At 64.5% G+C, this 19933-nt stretch carries 22 protein-coding genes; 14 read left to right on the forward strand and 8 right to left on the reverse strand.

All coding sequences use genetic code 11. From position 1 onward, the window contains the following. Window positions 1-92: 92 nt before the first annotated feature. The 9 genes from AC0L3K_RS36620 to AC0L3K_RS36660 all read left to right on the forward strand — a co-directional run bounded on the left by AC0L3K_RS36620 (window position 93) and on the right by AC0L3K_RS36660 (window position 8181). Window positions 93-245: an aa3-type cytochrome c oxidase subunit IV gene (locus AC0L3K_RS36620; protein ID WP_007596280.1), complete on the forward strand. Its 153-nt coding sequence runs from the start codon at window positions 93-95 to the stop codon at window positions 243-245. A 137-nt stretch (window positions 246-382) separates the two neighbouring features. Then, entirely contained in the window at window positions 383-1510 is a 1128-nt protein-coding gene (locus AC0L3K_RS36625; protein ID WP_007596279.1) for a Re/Si-specific NAD(P)(+) transhydrogenase subunit alpha, read from the forward strand. 11 nt (window positions 1511-1521) lie between these two features. After that, entirely contained in the window at window positions 1522-1839 is a 318-nt protein-coding gene (locus tag AC0L3K_RS36630) for a proton-translocating transhydrogenase family protein (protein WP_473367877.1), read from the forward strand. A 42-nt stretch (window positions 1840-1881) separates the two neighbouring features. After that, complete coding sequence (locus tag AC0L3K_RS36635; protein ID WP_007596277.1) at window positions 1882-3279, forward strand: NAD(P)(+) transhydrogenase (Re/Si-specific) subunit beta; 1398 nt, start codon at window positions 1882-1884, stop codon at window positions 3277-3279. A 157-nt stretch (window positions 3280-3436) separates the two neighbouring features. Continuing rightward, window positions 3437-4234: an alpha/beta hydrolase gene (locus AC0L3K_RS36640; protein WP_473367878.1), complete on the forward strand. Its 798-nt coding sequence runs from the start codon at window positions 3437-3439 to the stop codon at window positions 4232-4234. Beyond that, a complete protein-coding gene (locus AC0L3K_RS36645) occupies window positions 4188-5669 on the forward strand; it encodes a sodium:proton antiporter (RefSeq protein ID WP_473367879.1) in 1482 nt (493 codons plus the stop codon). Before AC0L3K_RS36640 ends, AC0L3K_RS36645 begins: the two co-directional genes overlap by 47 nt. A gap of 70 nt (window positions 5670-5739) precedes the next feature. Continuing rightward, complete coding sequence (locus AC0L3K_RS36650) at window positions 5740-6837, forward strand: calcium:cation antiporter (protein ID WP_007596272.1); 1098 nt, start codon at window positions 5740-5742, stop codon at window positions 6835-6837. A 34-nt stretch (window positions 6838-6871) separates the two neighbouring features. Continuing rightward, a complete protein-coding gene (locus AC0L3K_RS36655; RefSeq protein WP_007596270.1) occupies window positions 6872-7156 on the forward strand; it encodes a cupin domain-containing protein in 285 nt (94 codons plus the stop codon). A gap of 92 nt (window positions 7157-7248) precedes the next feature. Beyond that, entirely contained in the window at window positions 7249-8181 is a 933-nt protein-coding gene (locus AC0L3K_RS36660) for a hypothetical protein (protein WP_473367880.1), read from the forward strand. Between the two features lie 28 nt (window positions 8182-8209). Here AC0L3K_RS36660 and AC0L3K_RS36665 read toward each other — a convergent pair whose 3' ends face one another. Together AC0L3K_RS36665 and rpsU are read right to left on the reverse strand one after the other, a co-directional pair. Further along, window positions 8210-8860, reverse strand: coding sequence for a tetratricopeptide repeat protein (locus AC0L3K_RS36665; protein WP_007596267.1), 651 nt, complete (start codon window positions 8858-8860; stop codon window positions 8210-8212). Between the two features lie 125 nt (window positions 8861-8985). Beyond that, window positions 8986-9294, reverse strand: coding sequence for a 30S ribosomal protein S21 (rpsU, locus tag AC0L3K_RS36670; RefSeq protein WP_007596265.1), 309 nt, complete (start codon window positions 9292-9294; stop codon window positions 8986-8988). Between the two features lie 260 nt (window positions 9295-9554). Between rpsU and aqpZ the strand changes: the two genes are divergently transcribed. After that, window positions 9555-10277, forward strand: a complete 723-nt coding sequence (gene aqpZ / locus AC0L3K_RS36675; RefSeq protein ID WP_007596263.1) for an aquaporin Z — start codon at window positions 9555-9557, stop codon at window positions 10275-10277. 36 nt (window positions 10278-10313) lie between these two features. Here aqpZ and AC0L3K_RS36680 read toward each other — a convergent pair whose 3' ends face one another. Both AC0L3K_RS36680 and purE read right to left on the reverse strand, forming a co-directional pair. Next, a complete protein-coding gene (locus AC0L3K_RS36680; protein ID WP_219681688.1) occupies window positions 10314-11420 on the reverse strand; it encodes a 5-(carboxyamino)imidazole ribonucleotide synthase in 1107 nt (368 codons plus the stop codon). After that, window positions 11417-11905: a 5-(carboxyamino)imidazole ribonucleotide mutase gene (gene purE, locus AC0L3K_RS36685; RefSeq protein ID WP_354160017.1), complete on the reverse strand. Its 489-nt coding sequence runs from the start codon at window positions 11903-11905 to the stop codon at window positions 11417-11419. The genes AC0L3K_RS36680 and purE overlap by 4 nt, the downstream gene beginning before the upstream one ends. Before the next feature lie 141 nt (window positions 11906-12046). Here purE and AC0L3K_RS36690 point away from each other — a divergent pair, with 141 nt between their 5' ends. Further along, window positions 12047-12784, forward strand: a complete 738-nt coding sequence (locus tag AC0L3K_RS36690) for a GGDEF domain-containing protein (RefSeq protein WP_473367881.1) — start codon at window positions 12047-12049, stop codon at window positions 12782-12784. Here the strand turns inward: AC0L3K_RS36690 and AC0L3K_RS36695 are convergent, their stop codons facing one another. The 3 genes from AC0L3K_RS36695 to AC0L3K_RS36705 all read right to left on the reverse strand — a co-directional run bounded on the left by AC0L3K_RS36695 (window position 12785) and on the right by AC0L3K_RS36705 (window position 13604). Further along, on the reverse strand, window positions 12785-13036 hold the full coding sequence (locus AC0L3K_RS36695) for a hypothetical protein (RefSeq protein ID WP_007596257.1): 252 nt from the start codon (window positions 13034-13036) through the stop codon (window positions 12785-12787). It lies immediately after the preceding gene. Window positions 13037-13059: 23 nt separating this feature from the next. Continuing rightward, on the reverse strand, window positions 13060-13278 hold the full coding sequence (locus AC0L3K_RS36700; RefSeq protein ID WP_025034151.1) for a hypothetical protein: 219 nt from the start codon (window positions 13276-13278) through the stop codon (window positions 13060-13062). 119 nt (window positions 13279-13397) lie between these two features. Then, window positions 13398-13604, reverse strand: coding sequence for a YdcH family protein (locus AC0L3K_RS36705; RefSeq protein WP_007596255.1), 207 nt, complete (start codon window positions 13602-13604; stop codon window positions 13398-13400). Window positions 13605-13931: 327 nt separating this feature from the next. On the opposite strand from AC0L3K_RS36705, the gene AC0L3K_RS36710 reads away from it, so the two are divergent. Then, window positions 13932-14111, forward strand: a complete 180-nt coding sequence (locus AC0L3K_RS36710) for a YdcH family protein (protein WP_007596254.1) — start codon at window positions 13932-13934, stop codon at window positions 14109-14111. A gap of 168 nt (window positions 14112-14279) precedes the next feature. Here AC0L3K_RS36710 and AC0L3K_RS36715 read toward each other — a convergent pair whose 3' ends face one another. Further along, window positions 14280-15383, reverse strand: a complete 1104-nt coding sequence (locus tag AC0L3K_RS36715; RefSeq protein WP_473367882.1) for an NAD(P)/FAD-dependent oxidoreductase — start codon at window positions 15381-15383, stop codon at window positions 14280-14282. A gap of 201 nt (window positions 15384-15584) precedes the next feature. Here AC0L3K_RS36715 and AC0L3K_RS36720 point away from each other — a divergent pair, with 201 nt between their 5' ends. Both AC0L3K_RS36720 and AC0L3K_RS36725 read left to right on the forward strand, forming a co-directional pair. After that, window positions 15585-18272: an EAL domain-containing protein gene (locus tag AC0L3K_RS36720; RefSeq protein ID WP_219681686.1), complete on the forward strand. Its 2688-nt coding sequence runs from the start codon at window positions 15585-15587 to the stop codon at window positions 18270-18272. A gap of 132 nt (window positions 18273-18404) precedes the next feature. Beyond that, a complete protein-coding gene (locus AC0L3K_RS36725; protein ID WP_473367883.1) occupies window positions 18405-19865 on the forward strand; it encodes a glycerol-3-phosphate dehydrogenase in 1461 nt (486 codons plus the stop codon). The last annotated feature ends 68 nt before the right edge of the window (window positions 19866-19933 follow it).

The raw sequence follows: 19933 nt of genomic DNA on the forward strand, positions 1-19933 counted from the left end.
TTTGCCGGGAAACCGCGCCTCCGTGCCGTTGCCCTGCCCGAAAGTTTGCGGTATCCCAGCCATGAAATTCGACTTTCGACTGGGGACAATTCATGGCTGACCATAGCGAAGTGGCGTACAGCACCGCCGACGGCAACGACTACGTTGCCCACGAGCAGACCTACGAGGGCTTCATCAAGCTGGTGAAGTACGGCACGGTCTCGGTCGCGCTTATCGTGATCCTGATGGCGATCTTTCTGACCTGATCCATCGCCTGCAGCACCGCCAGCGTCGTCGGTGCCCATAAAATTTGCAATCAAGCCGGATTGAAAACCGGTATCCAACGTTGCGGGAGTAACGCTAAGTTCGCGTGCGCGCTCTTTCCCGCGTCGCCGGAGGGCCTATGAAGATCGCCGTTGCCAAGGAAATCGATCCGTCGGAGCCGCGGGTCGCCGCTTCGCCGGATACGGTGAAGAAGTTCAAGGCGCTGGGCGCCGAGATCGCCGTCGAGCCGGGCGCCGGCCTCAAGTCGGGTCTGCCGGACTCCGAATTCACCGCCGTGGGCGCCACCGTCAGCGCCGACGCGCTGAAGGACGCCGACATCATCATCAAGGTGAAGCGCCCTGAAGCCTCCGAGTTGGCGCAGTATAAGCGCGGCGCGCTCGTCATCGCCATCATGGACCCCTACGGCAATGAGGCCGCGCTGAAGACGATCGCCGATGCCGGCGTCTCCGCCTTCGCGATGGAATTGATGCCGCGCATCACGCGCGCGCAGGTGATGGACGTGCTGTCCTCGCAGGCCAACCTTGCCGGCTACCGCGCCGTGATCGAGGGCGCCGAGGCCTTCGGACGCGCCTTCCCGATGATGATGACCGCAGCCGGCACGGTGCCCGCCGCCAAAGTGTTCGTGATGGGCGTCGGCGTCGCCGGCCTCCAGGCGATCGCGACCGCGCGCCGTCTCGGCGCCGTCGTTACCGCGACCGACGTCCGGCCCGCCACCAAGGAGCAGGTCGAATCGCTCGGCGCAAAATTCCTCGCCGTCGAGGACGAGGAATTCAAGAACGCGCAGACCGCCGGCGGCTACGCCAAGGAAATGTCCAAGGAGTACCAGGCCAAGCAGGCCGCGCTCACCGCCGAGCACATCAAGAAGCAGGACATCGTGATCACCACCGCGCTGATTCCGGGCCGGCCGGCGCCGAGGCTCGTCACGGCCGACATGGTCAAGTCGATGAAGCCGGGGTCGGTTCTGGTCGATCTCGCCGTCGAGCGCGGCGGCAATGTCGAAGGCGTCAAGGCGGGCGAGGTCGCCGAGGTCGATGGCATCAAGATCGTCGGCTACACAAACGTTGCCGGCCGCGTCGCCGCGTCGGCCTCCAGCCTCTACGCGCGCAATTTGTTCAACTTCATCGAAACGATGGTCGACAAGACCAGCAAGGCGCTGGCCGTGAACTGGGACGACGAACTCGTCAAAGCGACCGCGCTGACCAGAGACGGCGCCGTCATCCACCCGAACTTCCAGCCGAAAGCGTAAGGAGAGCCGTCATGGAGCATATTGCACAAGTCGTCGACCCCTTCGTCTTCCGGCTGTCGATCTTCGTTCTCGCCGTCTTCGTCGGCTATTTCGTGGTGTGGTCGGTGACCCCTGCGCTGCATACGCCGCTGATGAGCGTCACCAACGCGATCTCCTCGGTGATCGTGGTCGGCGCGCTGCTCGCGGTCGGCGTCGGCATGATCTCGAGCGGCTCGGCCTGGGCGCGCGGCTTCGGCTTCATCGCGCTCATCTTTGCCTGCGTGAATATCTTCGGGGGCTTCCTTGTCACCCAGCGCATGCTGGCGATGTACAAGAAGAAGGTGAAGTGAGCGGCGTGCACCTCGGGGTGACGAAGACAAAGGGGACCTGAGATGAACGCCAATCTGGCTGCAGTTCTGTATCTCGTGGCGGGTGTGCTGTTCATCCTGTCACTGCGCGGGCTGTCCAGCCCCGCCTCATCGCGGCAGGGCAATTTCTTCGGCATGATCGGCATGGCGATCGCGGTCGCCACCACGCTGGCCAGCCATCCGCCGGCGGACGGCCTCGCCTGGATCCTCGTGATCCTTGGCATCGCGATCGGCGGCAGCGTCGGCGCGGTGATCGCCCGCCGGGTGCCGATGACCTCCATGCCGGAACTGGTCGCCGCCTTCCATTCGCTGGTCGGCATGGCCGCGGTGCTGGTCGCCGCCGGTGCGTTCTACGCGCCGGAGGCCTTCGACATCGGCAGCCCCGGCAACATCCATCCGCAGAGCCTGGTCGAGATGTCGCTCGGCGTCGCCATCGGCGCGCTGACCTTCACCGGCTCGGTGATCGCGTTCCTGAAGCTGTCCGCGCGGATGAGCGGTGCGCCGATCATCCTGCCGTTCCGCCACATCATCAACATCGCGCTCGCGATCGCCCTCGTCGTCTTCATCGTCGGGCTGGTGATGTCGGGCAGCGCGCTCGACTTCTGGCTGATCGTCATCATCGCGCTGGCGCTCGGCGTCCTCATGATCATCCCGATCGGCGGCGCCGACATGCCGGTCGTGATTTCGATGCTGAACTCGTACTCGGGCTGGGCCGCGGCCGGCATCGGCTTCACTCTCGGCAATTCCGCGCTGATCATCACCGGCGCGCTGGTGGGATCGAGCGGCGCGATCCTGTCCTACATCATGTGCCACGCGATGAACCGCTCTTTCATCTCGGTCATCCTCGGCGGCTTCGGCGGCGAGACCGCGGCGGCCGGCGGTGGCGGCGGCGAGCAGAAGCCGGCCAAGCTCGGCTCGGCGGATGATGCGGCCTTCATCATGAAGAACGCGCAGAAGGTCATCATCGTGCCCGGCTACGGCATGGCGGTGGCGCAGGCTCAGCATGCGCTACGCGAAATGGGCGACGTCCTGAAGAAGGAAGGCGTCGAGGTGAAATACGCCATTCACCCGGTCGCCGGCCGCATGCCCGGCCACATGAACGTGCTGCTGGCCGAAGCGAACGTGCCCTATGACGAGGTGTTCGAGCTCGAGGACATCAACTCCGAATTCGCGCAGGCCGATATCGCGTTCGTGATCGGCGCTAACGACGTCACCAATCCGGCCGCCGAAGAGGACAAGACCTCGCCGATCTACGGCATGCCCGTGCTCCAGGTCTGGAAGGCCGGCACCGTGATGTTCATCAAGCGCTCGCTCGCTTCGGGCTATGCCGGCATCGACAATCCGCTGTTCTATCGCGACAACACCATGATGCTGCTCGGCGACGCCAAGAAGGTCACCGAGAACATCGTCAAGGCGATGTAGCGCGGAGGCAAGCGGGCCATTGCCAAAGCGACGCGCGAGCAGCGCGTCGTATGGCACACCGCTCATTGGGCGGCGTGCGGCCGGCGCGCCTCCCGCGAGGTCATGAAATTGCTGCGGAGCCGGTGCAAAGCCTTGACGGGGGCCGGGCCGTGTCATCATGACCATCGTCAAGTGGATCGCCATCCTGCTCGTGACCGTCTATTGCGCCGGTCTCCTCGTGCTGTATGTCAGGCAGCGCGAGATGCTGTTTCCGATCCCGCCCGTCGGTCGAACCGCGCCGGATGCCGCAGGCCTCCCTGAGGCCGAAGAGCACGTCCTGACCACCTCTGATGGCGAGAAGGTCATCGTCTGGCACGTGCCGGCGAGGCCCGGCCGCACCGTGATCCTGTATTTCCCAGGCAATGGCGATTATCTCGCCGGTCGCGTCAGCCGTTTCAAGGCCATGACGGCGGACGGCACCGGCCTCGTCGCGCTGTCCTATCGCGGCTATGCCGGCTCGAGCGGGGCGCCGAGCGAGGCGGGCCTGCTGCGCGATGCCGCGGCCGCCTACGCCTTCACCACTGCGCGCTACGCGGCGGAACGAATCGCCGCCTGGGGCTTTTCGCTCGGGACAGGCGTGGCGGTCGCGATCGCCTCGGAGCATCGTGTTGGAAAACTCATCCTGGAAGCGCCCTATACATCGACGGCCGACATTGCAGCATCATCGTTCTGGTTCGTTCCGGTGCGTCTGCTGATGCGCGATCCCTTTCATTCCGACGAGCGCATCCCGCGCGTCACTGTGCCGCTATTGGTGATGCATGGCACCAATGACCTTGCCATTTCGATCGTGTTCGGAGAGCGTCTGTTCGCGCTTGCGCATGAACCGAAGCAGTTCGTTCGCTTTGCAGGCGGTGGACACGACAATCTCGATGCGTTCGGTGCGATTGAAACGGCGAGGCGATTCATTGCTTCCTAGACGACTTGTCGTTCGGCGCGCGAGCGGGTTCATCGCCGCGATCCTCGTCGTGTTGTTGCCACAGCACGCATGGGCTGCGACCGGGCTCGACGGCGCGGCGATGGGCTGGCCCTATGCGCTTCCCTTTGCCGGCCTGCTGCTGTCGATTGCGCTCGGCCCGCTGCTATTTGCACGATTCTGGCACCATCATTACGGCAAGATCGCCGCAGCCTGGTCGCTGCTGGCACTCGCCTCGCTCGTCATCTTGGCCGGGAGCACGGCGACGCTGGCGGCGCTCGTTCACGCCATGCTCGCCGAATATCTCGGTTTTATCGTGCTGCTGTTCTCGCTCTATGTCGTGGCTGGGGGCATTCTCGTGACGGGCGACATCAAGGCGACACCGGCGGCCAACGCCGGCATCCTTGCGCTCGGCACCGTGATGGCGAGCGTCGTCGGCACCACGGGAGCGGCCATGATCCTGATCCGCCCTCTGATCCGCGCCAACCGGCCGCGGCGCTACAACGCCCATGTCGTCATCTTCTTCATCATCCTGGTCGCCAATGTCGGTGGTGCGCTGAGCCCGCTCGGCGATCCCCCGCTGTTCGTCGGCTTCCTGCACGGTGTCGACTTCTTCTGGACCACGCGGACCATCTGGCTGCAGACGGCGATCGTTGCCGGACTGCTGCTCGCGATCTTCGTCGTCATCGACGTCTGGCGCTTCCGTAGCGAACCTTTGTTCAGCGCCGCCGGCGCCGCGAAGCCGGTCCGCATCCGCGGCCTCGTCAACCTGGTGCTGATCGCAGCCATCGTCGCGAGCCTGCTGGCGTCGGCGATGTGGAAGCCCGGCATCGCCTTCGACATTCTCGGAACCAGGCTGGAGCTGGAAGACATCGCCCGCAACGCGGCGCTGCTGGCCATAGCGGCCCTGTCGGTGTGGTTGACGCCGGACGAGCACAGGCAGGCCAACGGCTTCACCTGGGAGCCGATCCGCGAGGTCGCGAAGCTGTTCGCCGGCATTTTTGTCGCGATCATCCCGGTCATCGCCATGCTCGATGCCGGCCATCACGGCGCGTTCGCCTGGCTGTTGTCGGCCGTGACGGCGCCGGACGGCACGCCGCGCGAGGTTGCCTATTTCTGGTTCACCGGTCTGATGTCGGCGTTCCTCGACAATGCGCCGACCTATCTGTTGTTCTTCGAGCTCGCCGGCGGCGACCCGCAGGTGCTGATGCACGAACTCTCGGGCACGCTCGCCTCCATTTCCATGGGCGCAGTCTACATGGGCGCGCTCACCTATATCGGCAATGCGCCGAATTTCATGGTGAGCAGCATCGCCAGCGAGAACGGCATCAAGATGCCGAGCTTCTTCGGTTATTTCGTGCGCGCCAGCGCGGTGCTGATCCCGCTATTCGTGCTGCTGACGCTGCTGCCGTTCGCTCCGATCCTGCGCTGGCATTGAATCCGCCACCCGATTTGCTACTGCTCGCCCAAGATGCGATGAATTTGCGCGAAGCAATTGGAGCCGGTGGATGAGCGCGCACAATCCGATGCCTCGGTCGGCCTGGATCTTTCCGGCGCTGGCCGTGCTGCTGTTCGCGGCCGTCAGCGCGACGGACTACGCGTTCACGCTGTCGTTCGGCGGGCTCGTCTTCGCCCTCGTGCTCCTCGTCATCCTGTTCGGCACGGTGTTTGCCGCGGTCCATCATGCCGAAGTGATCGCCGAGCGGGTCGGCGAACCCTACGGCACGCTGGTGCTGACACTCGCGGTGACCATCATCGAGGTGGCGCTGATCACCACGATCATGCTGGGCGACAAGCCGGCCCCGGAACTGGCGCGCGACACCGTGTTCGCCGTGGTCATGATCGTCTGCAATGGCCTCGTCGGGCTCTGCATCTTCATCGGCGGCCTGCGCTATCGCGAGCAGGGTTTTCAGCTCTCCGGCGCCAACGTTTATCTCAGCGTGCTGTTCGCGCTCGCGACCATCACCCTGATCATGCCGAACTACACGACCACCACGCCGGGCCCCGTCTATTCGGCGGCTCAACTCGGCTTCGTCGACGTGGTCACACTCGCGCTGTATGGGGTGTTTCTCTACACCCAGACCGTGCTGCACAAGGATTACTTCGTTCACGACCGGGCGGGCGGCGGGAGCGGGGAGGCGCATCTGTCGGGGAGGACCTTGGCGCTCAGCGTCGTGCTGCTGCTGATTGCGCTGCTGGCGGTCGTGCTGCTGGCCAAGAAATTCTCGCTGGTGGTCGATGCGGTCGCGGCCAGGATCGGCGCGCCGCCTGCCTTTGCCGGACTTCTGGTCGCGCTCCTGATCCTGCTGCCGGAAGGCGTCGCAGCCGTCTCGGCGGCTCGCAAAAACGACCTTCAGAAGAGCATCAACCTCGCGCTCGGCTCGTCGCTGGCCACCATCGGGCTGACCATCCCGGCGGTCGGTGTCGCCACCTATGCGCTCGACAAGGAGCTCACGCTCGGCCTCAGCGGCCAGGGCAGCGTGCTTTTGCTCCTGACCTTCTTTTTGAGCATGCTGACCTTCGGTACGGGCCGGACCAATGTCCTGTTCGGGCTGGTCCATATGGTGGTATTTGCCGTCTACGTGTTCATGGTTTTCGTGCCCTGAACCGGTTTTCCGGATATGCCCCAGGAGAGTTCCGATGCTTGCCGCCGAGTCCGAGGTTCAGGTCGACAATGAGCAGGTTCGGGTGACCGAGTGGCGGCTCGCGCCAAACAGCGCCACCGGGCATCACACCCACGGCATGGACTACGTCATTGTTCCCGTGGTCGCAGGGGAAATGACCATCGTGGCACCCAATGGCGAGCGGTCCAAGGCGCAACTTGCGGCCGGAAAATCCTATTTTCGCAAGGCCGGCGTCCAGCACGATGTGCTTAACGAAACCGCAACCGAGATCGTGTTCCTTGAGGTTGAGCTGAAGTCGTAAATCCGGCGTACCCCTTTGCCATTGATCCGTCGCAGTTGATCCCTCACTATGCCTCAAAGTTCCCGCATCAGATCGCGCGGGGAGTGGCCGGAATGCTGAAATACATCGCTAAAATCTCGATGGACATCTTCCCCTCGGTGCTCGCAACGATCATCGGGGCATACATCGTTAATCATTACATCAACGCGAAGCCGGCGGCGGATGCACCCGCGGCCGTGATGGCGCCTGCCGACGCTGGCAAGAACGGCAAGCCCGCCGATCTGGCCAACCTGCCCACGCCGGGCGTCAAGGCCAAGGGTATTTCCGAGAAGAAGGTGGCGGACAAGCCGGCGACCGAGAAGGCTGGCGATCAGCCCGCCGCGGAGCCAAAGACTTCTACGGTGGACGTCGCACCGGCCGAGGCCGCCCCGCGCGGCAAGCCGTCCGCGCGCGAGAAGGCAGTCGCCAAGTCCACCCCGGCCGTCAGTGCACCCGTTCCCGCCACCCCGGTGGTGGAGGCCAATTCGGCGCCGGCTGCTGCCGCACCGACCGCAACCCCCGACGCCAACGATCTCGTGCGCGCCGCGATCGAGCGCCTGCGCAAGTCGCCTGAGGGTAAAGCCGTTGAGGCCAAGTCGGTTGAGACCAAGTCTTCGGAAGCCAAGGCGCCCGAGAAGACTCAGGAGCCTGCGGTGCGCGAAGCCGCCCGCAGCCCGGAGGCTCCGCGTATCATCCCCTTGGATCAGTCAACGGTGCGTCCGTTGCCGCCGCCGATCACGGTCTCGACGCCCGCAGCCGAGGCCTATGGCGATGGCGGCTCGTCGCAGGCGAACCCGCCCTACACGGCCTCGGTCGGCAACGAGAACCCGAATCGGCTGACGCCGCCGGCTGACATTCCTGTCCCGATGATCGCGCCCCCGCTCGATCTGCGCGCCGATGCCGGCGCGTCCATGCCGCGGCCGAAGACCAATGTCGCCGACGACATGCTGTCGGGCGTCAAGTCCATGTTCCACTCCGTTCTGCCGAAGGGCGTCACCCCGGATTAAGACGGCGCCTGCGGCTTCGCCAGAATCGTCAGCCGCCGACGCGGGCGAGGCCGCTGCGGGCGGCATCGTCGCGTGGACGAAGCGAGACCGCCTTGGTGTAGGACGCCGCCGCCTTGGTCCTGTCGCCCAGCCGTTCATAGGCCTGGCCGCGTATGGTCCAAACTTGGGCATTGTGGGGATCGGCCTCGGAAGCCTCATCCAGATCGGCCGCGGCCTCCTTGGCCTTGCCGAGGGCGAGATAACTGTTGGCGCGGCCGAGCAGCGGCTCGACCTTCTGCGGGTTAAGGCCGCTCGCCGCGCTGAAATCGGCGATCGCGAAATCGTGCTGGTTCTTGCCCTGGTAGATCAGGGCGCGGCCATAGAGCGCCTGCGCATTGTAGGGATCGAGTCCGACCGCGTGATTGAATTCATCGAGCGCGGCCGCCGTCTCGCCGGACTTTGCCAAGGCTTGGGCCTTTGCCGTATGGGCCTGGGCTTCGCTGACATTGCCGGCGCTGACCACATTCTCGGCGGTCGTGGCCGCCTTGGGTGCCTCCTGCGGCTTTTCCTTCTCCGGCGTCAGCGATCCCAGGTCGAAGGAGCAGCCGCACAGCGAAATCCCCATCAAGGCCAGCGCAAATGGCTGCAGCAAGATCTGGCGTAACCGCGCCAAGCCGCGCTTGGGGAAAGGGGAGGCCATCTACGGTTCGCTCGCGCTAGTGCCGCATCGGGAGTGCCCCATCCCAGGAAGGCACCGCTCACAAAACAATAACGCGGGCCAGGGGCCCGCGTCATCGAAAACTGAAGTCTCTCAAGTCCGGTAAATCAGCGCGGTCCGCGCGGACCGGCACTTGCACCAGCACCCGGGCCGCCGCGACCGCCACGATCACCGCCGGGGCCAGCGCCGAACACCGGCTTCGGCTTCATCGGCAGCAGGCCTTCGCGCTGCAGCTTCTTGCGGGCCAGCTTGCGTGCGCGACGCACGGCTTCGGCCTTTTCGCGGGCCTTCTTCTCGGAGGGCTTTTCGTAGTGACCGCGGAGCTTCATCTCGCGGAAAATACCCTCGCGCTGCATCTTCTTCTTCAGCGCCTTGAGGGCTTGATCGACATTGTTATCGCGGACGAGAACCTGCACGCGGCATCCTCTTCAGTGGATCGGATTTGAATTCTGGTAAGTCAAAGGGGATGGCGAAACGCACAAGCCCTTAACCTTGAGGGCGCGGATGTATCAGACAAAACCTGGGATGTCCACCGGCCAAGCGGGTTTTCGGGCCAAGTTCAGCCATTAAATGAGGCAAAATACCTCTGTGCGGCCCTGATTTGGGAGATTTGACGCCAAGGGTGGGGCCGTTTCCGGAGCTTTGTTCCGGAATCTTTGAAAGCAGGGGACGACACATGGATATGAAGAAATACGCGGCCGAAGCTATCGGCACCTTTTGGCTCACATTCGCAGGTTGCGGAAGTGCTGTGATCGCAGCCGGCTTTCCGCAGGTCGGCATCGGTCTGGTCGGTGTCTCCCTCGCATTCGGGCTGAGCGTGGTCACCATGGCCTATGCGATCGGCCACATCTCCGGCTGCCATCTCAATCCGGCCGTCACTGTCGGCCTTGCTGCCGGCGGACGTTTTCCGGCCGGACAGATCCTGCCTTATGTGATCGCGCAGGTGGCCGGCGCGATCGTGGCCGCGTGGCTTCTCTACGTCATCGCAAGCGGAGCGCCCGGCTTCGACGTCAGTAAAGGGTTCGCGTCCAACGGCTACGACGCCCATTCTCCCGGCCAGTACAGCATGATCGTGTGCTTTCTCACCGAGGTGGTCATGACCATGATGTTCCTGTTCATCATCATGGGCGCTACCCACGGCCGCGCGCCCGTGGGCTTTGCGCCGCTGGCGATCGGGCTCGCGCTGGTGATGATCCATCTCGTCAGCATCCCCGTCACCAACACCTCGGTGAACCCGGCGCGCAGCACGGGCCCCGCATTGTTCGTCGGCGGCTGGGCGCTGTCGCAGCTCTGGTTGTTCTGGGTTGCGCCACTGATCGGCGGCGCGCTGGGCGGAGTGATCTATCGCTGGCTCAGCGACGAACCCACCGGCGTCGTCGCGGGCGCAAAGACGGCGTAATCGCAAAGCGGGATCGCGGCATACGCCGCGGTCCCGTTATTTGCCGGTCGTGGGTCGCACTTCGGTGACGTGGCCCATCTTGCGGCCGGGACGCGGCGCGCCCTTGCCGTAAATGTGCACGGTCGCGCCCGGCACGCTCAGCCAGTTCTCATACTCGTTGATCTCGTCGCCGATCAGATTGGTCATGGTGACGACTTCGCCGTGGCGCACGGGCTTGCCGAGAGGCCAGCCGGCAATGGCGCGAATGTGCTGCTCGAACTGCGAGACGGACGCACCGTCGAGCGTCCAGTGTCCGGAATTGTGCACGCGCGGAGCGATCTCGTTGACCAGCACCTTGGGTCCGGTGCCGTTGGCGAGCACGAACATCTCGACGGCAAGCACGCCGACATAATCGAGCGCGCCCGCGATCTTGCCGGCGATGCTGCGCGCTTCCTCGGCGAGCACATCCGGGATCCGCGCGGGCGCACGGGAGATCTTCAGGATGTGGTCGCGGTGCTCGTTTTCGGTGACGTCGAAACACTCGACCTGGCCTGTGGCCGAGCGGGCGGCGATCACGGAAATCTCACGCTCGTACGGCACGAAGGCTTCCAGGATGGCCGATTTGGTGGCGAGACTGGTCCACACTTTCGCGATGTCGTCGCCCTCGCGGATGATGGCCTGGCCCTTGCCGTCATAGCCGAAGCGACGGGTCTTCAGCACTGCCGGAAGGCCGATCCTGGCGATCGCCTCGCGCAATGACGGGACCGAGGTGACGTCGGCATAGGCCGCGGTGCCGATGCCGAGCCGGGTCACGAAATCCTTTTCGGCGAGTCGGTCCTGGGTGGTCTCGAGAATCTTGCGGTTGGGCAGCACCGGGCGGCGCGCATCCAGCACCATCGCGGCCGCGGACGGCACGTTCTCGAATTCGTAGGTGATGACGTCGACGTCGTTGGCGAACAGCTCGAGTGCTTCGACATCGGCATATTCGGCGCAGGTCGCATTCAGGACGACGTCGAAGGCCGGTGAGTCCGGATCCGGCGAGAACACCTGGCAGCGCAGGCCGAGCCGTGCCGCCGCCATAGCCAGCATCCGACCCAATTGTCCGCCGCCGAGGATGCCAATGGTGTCGCCGGGCTTCAGCTTCACCTGCTTTGCGTCAGTCACGCCTTGTCCTCCGGGCGCTCGGCCACGGCCTCGGTCTGCGCCTTGCGCCAGGCGGCGAGGCGGTCGGACAAGGCCGGGTCGGACAAGGCCAGCACGGCGGCCGCCAGCAGCGCCGCATTGATGGCGCCGGCCTTGCCGATGGCGAGGGTGCCGACCGGGATGCCTGCGGGCATCTGGACGATCGAATAGAGCGAATCGATGCCCTTGAGCGTCCTGGATTCGACGGGGACGCCGAACACGGGCAGTTCCGTCAGCGCCGCCGCCATACCGGGCAGGTGGGCTGCGCCACCCGCGCCGGCGATGATGACCTTGTAACCGGCCGTCTTGGCGCCTTTGGCGAACGTAAACAGCCGGTCGGGGGTGCGGTGGGCTGAAACGATGCGGGTGTCGGCGGCAACGCCGAGTCCTGCGAGCGTGTCGGCGGCATGCCGCATCGTGTCCCAGTCCGACTGGCTTCCCATGATGATGGCGATCGGCGCGGTCATGACGTGAATTGTGCTCGAAAAACAGGAAGATAGGCCAGATTAGCGGTTCCGGCCGGTGGCTCGCAAGGCGGTGGCAAGGAGAAGGGAATGCACTATCCTGTCTTGGTGAATCCCCGCAAGCCTTCATTGAGCAGGATGCCCATGAAGAAACCAAAAAGGGCGAGCGCTGCGAAGGCCAAAAAGGGCCCGAAAACCAGCGCCGCTCGCTCCAAAGTTGCTCTTAAGCGTCCGGTCAAGCGTCCGACCAGACCGTCGCGACGCGGAGCGTCTGCCGATGACGGCGCCAAAGCGGTCATCAAGACGGCCATCAACGCGACCATCCGTGACCTCCAGAGCAAGCTGAAGGGGGCGCTGCGGCGGGTCGCGGAGCTCGAGGCGGCCGCCGACACCGACTTCCTGCTCGAAATTCCGAACCGGCGCGGCTTCGAACGCGAGCTCGGACGCGCCGTCGCCTACATGAAGCGCTACCGCGCCAGCGGCGCGCTGATCGTGCTCGACGTCGATCGGCTGAAGCCGATCAACGATTCCTTCGGCCATGCGGCCGGCGACGAGGTGCTGAAGGCGATTGCCACCACGCTGACGCGGCAGATCCGCGCCTCCGACGTGGTCGGCCGGCTCGGCGGCGACGAGTTCGCGCTGCTGCTCTGGAATCTCAGCGAGACCGACGCCAAGGCGAAGGCCGCGGCCTTCGAGCAGGCTGTCGACGAATTGTCCTTTGTCTTTCGCGGCCAGCACGTAAGCGCGGGCGCTTCCGCCGGCGTGGCCCTGCTCGGGGTACAGTCCGACGCCGCGCGCGCCCTGGAAGAGGCCGATGCCGCGATGTATGTGCGCAAGGCGCACCGGCGGCACGAGCCGCGCATCAGGCTCGTCAGCAGCTAGTTAAAGCGTGCCGAGGTCTTTCGGTACGTTGCCAAAGCTGCGGAGCAGTTTGGCGTCGCCGAATTCGCCGGTCATGGGATCGCCGCTGCGGCTGAACGCGACGGCGCCGGTGTGGCCGGCGCCGTGCGACATAACCTCGGCGCGCCGTAACGCGGCCGCCGCGGTCTGGCATTCCTCGGCCGCACCTGCGACCGGCGATCCGTCCTCGTCGGTCAGGAAAGGTAATGCAACGTAATAGGTGACATCGGACATGGTCGGCTCCGATAGCTGACAGCTCAGGCTGCGCTGCTCTTGCTCCGCATCTTGCTGCGTGAGGTCTCCGGAATGCAGCCGGCGGAAATGGCCGCCTGCAATTCCTCCAGCTCGGCCTCCAGATATTCATTGGCCATGATCAGCGCCTTGATGGTGCTGCGCAGATTGCCGTCGCACATCGCGATCGCCTGATCGCAGGCTTGTTCATAATGGCTGTTGTCGAGAAGGGCGGTTGTCGACATCTGCGTTTTCCTTGGACGGTTTTCCTGGGGGCGTTGGTGTGCAAATGTTCTTATTTTGTTCCTTTCGAGTCAAGCGGATTCGCGTGCGGCGAGCTGCCGTAGAGCTCTCCTCCTGTGGATCAGGCGATGATGTCGGGCGTGATCTGGTCTTCGATGAACGCGATACGGTCACGCAACAACAGCTTGCGTTTCTTCAACCGCTGTAACCGCAACAGGTCGGGCGCGGGCGATTGATGCAGTGCATCGATCGCCACATCGAGATCTCGGTGTTCCTGGTGCAACCGGGCGAGCTCGGATTCGAGTTCGCGCGCATCTTCATTGGTCATGTCTGCGGTGGCCGAAAAACCGATAGGCGTGAGATTAAGGCTGTGGATGCCCTGTGGAAACTATCGTCCTTGCGCGCCGTGATCGCAAGCGGTCTCGGGCTGTCGCGCGCCGATCTCCCGCGAGATATTTCTGCGGTCGCTCCGGCGTTGCGCAAGCGCATTGATATCACGGATTTTTCCCGCGTGGTTCCCTTACTCACGCTTCGTTACATATGAATTTTTAAAAATGACACTGCGACGACTGATATCCATCGACAGAACGAATCGGTGATGTACACTTCCTCGTCCGGTCGAATCCAAGGTTCACCCCTACCGAGGAGGTTTCGAATGACAATTCAGGCACATCTGGTTGAATTGGAACGGAAGCATAAAACTCTCGAAAACGAATTGCACGAAGCTCTCGTGCACCTTTCAACAGACGACCTGCAAATTGTTGAGTTGAAGCGCCGGAAGTTGATGGTCAAGGACCAGATCGAGCGTCTCAGGCACGGCGACACGCTCCACTAGCAACCCCCGTAACAGCGTAGAGTTGATCGCACCCTTTCAGGCAGGGATGGGAGTCTTTGCGCTCATCCCTGCTGCAAGGCGCGCACCGTGCAAGGATTTGTGCGGCTCTAGCTTCTTGTCTGGATGCGGTTCTTTACGCGCAACTGGAATCCACTTCGCTTTAAACCACTAGACATTTGCGAGCTCGGCGACGTGATCCGCGATCGCGAGCGATGACGTCAACCCGGGCGACTCGATGCCGAACAGGTTGATCAGGCCTTCGACGCCGTGATCGCGCGGGCCCTGCATCAAGAAATCCTGCGTGGCCACCGCCGGCGGCACGATCTTCGGGCGGATGCCCGAATAGCTCGGCATGAGCGCGCCGTCAGGCAGCGTCGGCCAGTATTTGCGGATCGCCGGATAGAAGCGCTCGGCGCGTGATGGGTCGACCTCATAATTGATCGTCTCGATCCATTCGACGTCGGGGCCGAAACGTGCCTGCCCGGCCATGTCCAGCGTCAGATGCACCCCTAGCCCGCCGGGCTCGGGCACCGGATAGATCAGGCGCGAGAACGGCGCCCTGGCATTGCAGCTGAAGTAGTTTCCCTTGGCGAGGTAGGCCGTCGGGATCCGTTCCAGCGGCATGCCCTCGATGTTGCGCGCCACCGTGGTCGCCGAGAGCCCGGCGGCGTTGACGAGGAGGCTGCATTGCAGCGTCATCGGCGCTTCGCCGCCCGCCTCGATCTCGATGACGCCGGCGGTCGCCTTGGCGCGGATCAGCGGGGTGTGAAACGCGAAGGCCGCGCCTGCGTCCTCGGCTTCACCGCGCAGCGAGAGCATGTAGGCGTGGCTGTCGATGATGCCGGTCGACGGCGACAGCAGCGCGGCGTCGCAGGCGAGCGCCGGCTCCAACGCACATGCCGCATCGCCCGTGAGCAACTGCATGTCGAGCACGCCGTTGGCCTCGGCATGCGCCTTGATCGATTGCAGCTTCTCGGTCTCTTTCGGATTGGTCGCGACGATCAGCTTGCCGCAATTCCTGTGCGGGATGCCGCGCTCGGAACAGTAACGGTAGAGCGCGTGCTTGCCGTCGACGCACATGCGCGCCATCCAGCTTCCGGCGCGGTAGTAGATGCCGGCATGGATCACCTCGCTGTTGCGCGAGGAGGTGATGGTGCCGATGGCCTCGGCTTCTTCGAGCACGATCACCTCGCGCCCGGCTTGCGCCAGCTTTCGAGCCACCGCCAGCCCGATCACGCCGGCTCCGATGACGACGCAGTCGACCCTATCCATGGTGGTGCAGGACGTCCGCTCGAAGAGACGATGGTGCCACGCCGCGGGACGGCGGCACGGGGCCGTTTTTCGTTAAGGAAGCATTTATCATGTCAGGGCAATTGCCGTATTTGGTGCCACATTTTTCCGTTGCGCGTACAGGCGTTTACCCGATCCAAACCCGCGAGGCCAGACAATCGGCGCTGAAATCGCGGGTGGCTGATGGCTGAGAAGAACTGGCATGCGGGCAGCGCGCTTCCGATTGCGGTGCAGGCCGTCGTGTGCCTGGCCGCAGCGGTGACGCCTGCGCGCGCCTTTGCCCTCTCCGACAGCTTCACTCCTCCGAGCTATCTCGGCCACCTCGATCCCAACGTGATCTGGGAAGCTCTGATCGCGGGCATCGTGATCTGCTCGTTCCTCGTCGCGATCGCGCTGTGGATCCATTCCTCGCTGCGCCGGACCAGGCGTCTGCAGCTGCGGCGCAATGCCTTCGTCTCCTCCGCGATGAACAATCTCAACCAGGGCGTGGTGATGACGGATGCGCAGCGGCGCATCATCTTCTGCAACGACCGCTATATCGAGATTTACGGCCTGGCGCGGTCGGATCTCTGGGCCGACATGAACGGCTACGAACTCCTTGAGCTGCGACGCAAGCGCGGTGTGCTCGGGGGCGCCTCCAACGACGAGTTCTATGAGAAGGCGGCAAGCACCAACGGCTTGATCACCGAACTGCCGGACGGGCGGGCCATCCTGGTGAAATATTTCGTGCTGCCCAATGGCGGCTCGGTGACGACGCATCTGGACGTCAGCGAGCAGCGCAGGCTGTCGCGGCAGCTCGCCTCCACCAAGCAGTTCCTGGAAACATTGCTGGACCACGTGCCGGCCTGCGTGGCCGCGAAGAACATCGAGGATGGTCGCTACATCTTCGCCAACAGCGCTTATGAGCGGTTCTGGGGGTTCTCGCGCGACCATGTCGTCGGCAAGAACGCGCGCGAGCTGTTTGCGCCTGTCTCGGCGGACAGCATCGAGGCGACCGACCGGGCGGCACTCGATTCGCAGGACGGCCAGTTTCGCAACGAATTCGAGGTCGACCGCGCCGGTGAGCGGCGCATGGTTGCTTCGATCCGGATCGTGGTCCGCAACGAGAGCAACAAGCCCGAATTCCTGATGCTCGTGTTCGAGGACATCACCGATCGCCGCTCGCTGTCGAAGGAGCTGGAGAGCACGAAGAAGTTCCTGGAGCTCGTGGTCGACAACATCCCGGTGGCCCTGATCGTCGAGCAGGTCAAGGACGGCCGCTACCTGCTCGCCAACCGCAGCGCGGAGACGATCCTCAACCGCAGGCGCGAGGAAGCCACGGGCCTGACCGCGTCCGACATCTTCAATCCCAAGGAAGCCAAGCTGATCATTGCGCGCGACGAAGCCGCGATCAAGAAGCGCGGGATGATCACCGAAGAGCACCCGATCTCCACCAAGGACGGGCTGCGGCTGTTTCTCACCCGCCGCGCTACCGTGCTGAGCGACACCGGCGAGCCACAATATCTGATCAAGACCCACGAGGACGTCACCGATCGCCGGCAGACCGAGTCGCGCATGGCGCACATGGCCTATCACGACGGCCTCACCGATTTGCCGAACCGTGCCGCTTTCCTGCAGGCGTTGACCCAGATGATCGAGGCCTGCGAGGGCACCGGCGAGGAGTTCGCGGTTCTGTGCGTCGATCTCGACGGCCTCAAGGAGGTCAATGACGTCTTCGGTCATGCGCACGGCGACAAGCTCCTGGTCGAGGTGGCCCAGCGGCTCCAGGACTCCGCGCGCGGCGGCGTGGTGGCGCGCCTGTCTGGCGACGAGTTCGGCCTGATCATCGACGGCAAGCAGCCGGAGGCAGGTCTCGCGCTGGCGCAGCAGATCGGTGATGCCGTCGCCAAGGAATTCCAGATCGACGGCCGCCCGGTCCGTGCCGGCGTCACCACCGGCATGTCGATCTTCCCGCACAACGGCGCCGACGCCGCCTCGTTGCTCGCCAATGCCGGCGCGGCGCTGTTCCGCGCCAAGCAGAAATCGCGCGGCACGATCAGCCTGTTCCAGCCGGAGATGGACCAGCAGATCCGCGATCGCCGCGTGCTGCACCAGGATCTCTCGATGGCGATCAAGAACGGCGAGCTCTCGCTCGCCTTCCAGCCGCAGGGAGCAGCGGGCCACAGCGTCGCCGAGAGCGAGATCATCGGCTTCGAGGCGCTGGCGCGCTGGCAGCATCCGGTGCGCGGCCAGGTCTCCCCGGCCGAATTCATCCCGATCGCGGAGGAAAGCGGCCTGATCGTCGAGATGGGCGAGTGGATCCTGCGCGAGGCCTGCCGCGAAGCCGCGTCCTGGCCGACGCCGCTTCAGATCGCGGTCAACCTGTCGCCGGCGCAGTTCATGCACGGCGACGTGGTCGGGCTCGTCCATTCCATCCTGCTCGAGACGGGTCTTGCCCCCGGCCGGCTCGAGCTCGAGATCACCGAGGGCGTGCTGATCGAGGACTTCGATCGCGGCCTTGCGCTGCTGCGCCGGCTCAAGGCGCTCGGCGTGCGCATTTCCATGGACGATTTCGGCAGCGGTTATTCATCGCTGAGCTATCTCCAGGCGTTCCCGTTCGACAAGATCAAGATCGACCGCGCCTTCATCATCAATCTCGGCCGCAACCCGCAATCGGCAGCGATCGTGCGCGCGGTGATCGATCTCGGGCATGGCCTGGAAATGTCGATCGTCGCCGAGGGCGTCGAGACGCTGGAACAGCTTGCCTTCCTCGCCGCGGAAGGCTGTGACGGCGTGCAGGGCTATCTGCTCGGCAAGCCCCTGCCGATCGGAAAATATGCCGGCCTCGTTGGTCGCGCCGAAGTCATGGAGCTTGCGCTCAAGACCGGTTAGAGCGTTATCGAGCGAAGTGCCGGTTCGCGTCAAGAAAACGCGCCAAACTGGAATCCAGAGCCCCGTTCCGATTTCATCGGAACGGAAATGGCTCTAGAGATGGCGAGCGTTTCGCTCCCATTCGACGGCTTCATGGCGGATTACGATCTTGCGATCATCGGCGGCGGCCTGAACGGTGTCAGCCTCGCGCGCGATGCCGCCGGCCGCGGCCTGCGGGTCATCCTGTTGGAGCGGGGCGATCTCGGCGGCGCGGCGTCCTCGGCAACACCGCGGCTGATCCACGGCGATCTCTCGGTCCTGGAACGGCGCGGCTTCCGACGGGTGCGCCGGTCGCTCGCCGAGCGCCGGACCTGGCTGCGGATCGCGCCGCATCTGGTTCGGCCAATGCGCTTCGTGATCCCGGCGCATTCCGACGAGCGCCCACCATGGCTGCTGCGCGTTGGCCTATTCCTCTACGACAGCCTCACCGGCCGGAGCGGCCTGCCTGCAACGGCGACCCTCGACATCACGCATCATCCGGTCGGCAACGCGCTGAAACGACCATTCGGCACGGCCTTCGAATATTCGGACTGCGTCGTCGACGATTCCCGACTGGTGGTGCTCACGGCACTGGATGCGGCCGAGCGCGGCGCCGTGATTCGGACTGGAGCGCGCTGTGTGCGTGCCGATCGAACCGATACATGGCGGCTCGCGGTGGTCGACCGCGGCCATCGTCGCACGATCACGGCCCGGGCACTGGCCAACGCCACCGGCGGCTGGACGTCGATGGTCGCCGAGACCGTGCTGCGGCAGCCGCAACCCGCCATGGTGGCGACGCAGATGAGCCAGATCATCGTCCCGCGGTTGTTTGATTCCGATAACGTCTACGTCTTCCAGAACAGCGATGGCCGGCTGATCTTCGCGAGTCCTATCGAGCGCGATTTCACCCTGATCGGAACAGTAACGCACGATTTCACCGGCGATCCCGCGATCGTCGCGATGCCGGGGGCCGATGTCGGCTATCTCTGCGAAGCGGCGAGCCGCTATTTCCGCGAGCGCGTTGCCCCGACCGACGTGGTGCGCGCGGTCTCCGGCGTCAACCTGACGCTGGCGTCCGCGCGCCGGCGTGACGGCACGACGCTGTTCGACGCGCGGCGGCGCAAGGCGCCGCTGATCACGATGTTCGGCGGTGACGTCACCACCTCGCGCCTGCGGGCGGAGCGCGCGGTGACGAAGTTGACGCCGTTCTATCCGATGTCGCCGCCCTGGACCGCCGGCGCGGCGCTGCCCGGCGGAGATTTTGCCTGGGACCGTTTCGACACCGAGGTCGATCTTGCGCGCGACCGTTGGCGCTTTCTGTCGGAGACGCAGGCCCAACGCCTCGTCGCGGCCTATGGCTCGCGGCTATCGGTCGTGCTTGCCGAGGCGAAGACCCGGGACGATCTCGGCGCCGCCTTCGGTCCCGAGCTGACGGGCGCCGAGGTGCGCTATCTCATGACCCACGAATGGGCGCGTTTTCCCGAGGACATCCTGTGGCGCCGCTCCAAGCTCGGCCTGACCATGCCGGAGGCTGACCGCGATGCGCTGGCGGCGTTCATGGCGGGTGTGGGCTAGTCAGTGGTAGCCCGGATGGAGCGAAGCGCAATCCGGGAAAGTCTCACCGCTGACAGACCGTCCCGGAT

The sequence above is a fragment of the Bradyrhizobium sp. MI1.10 genome (assembly GCF_055811035.1).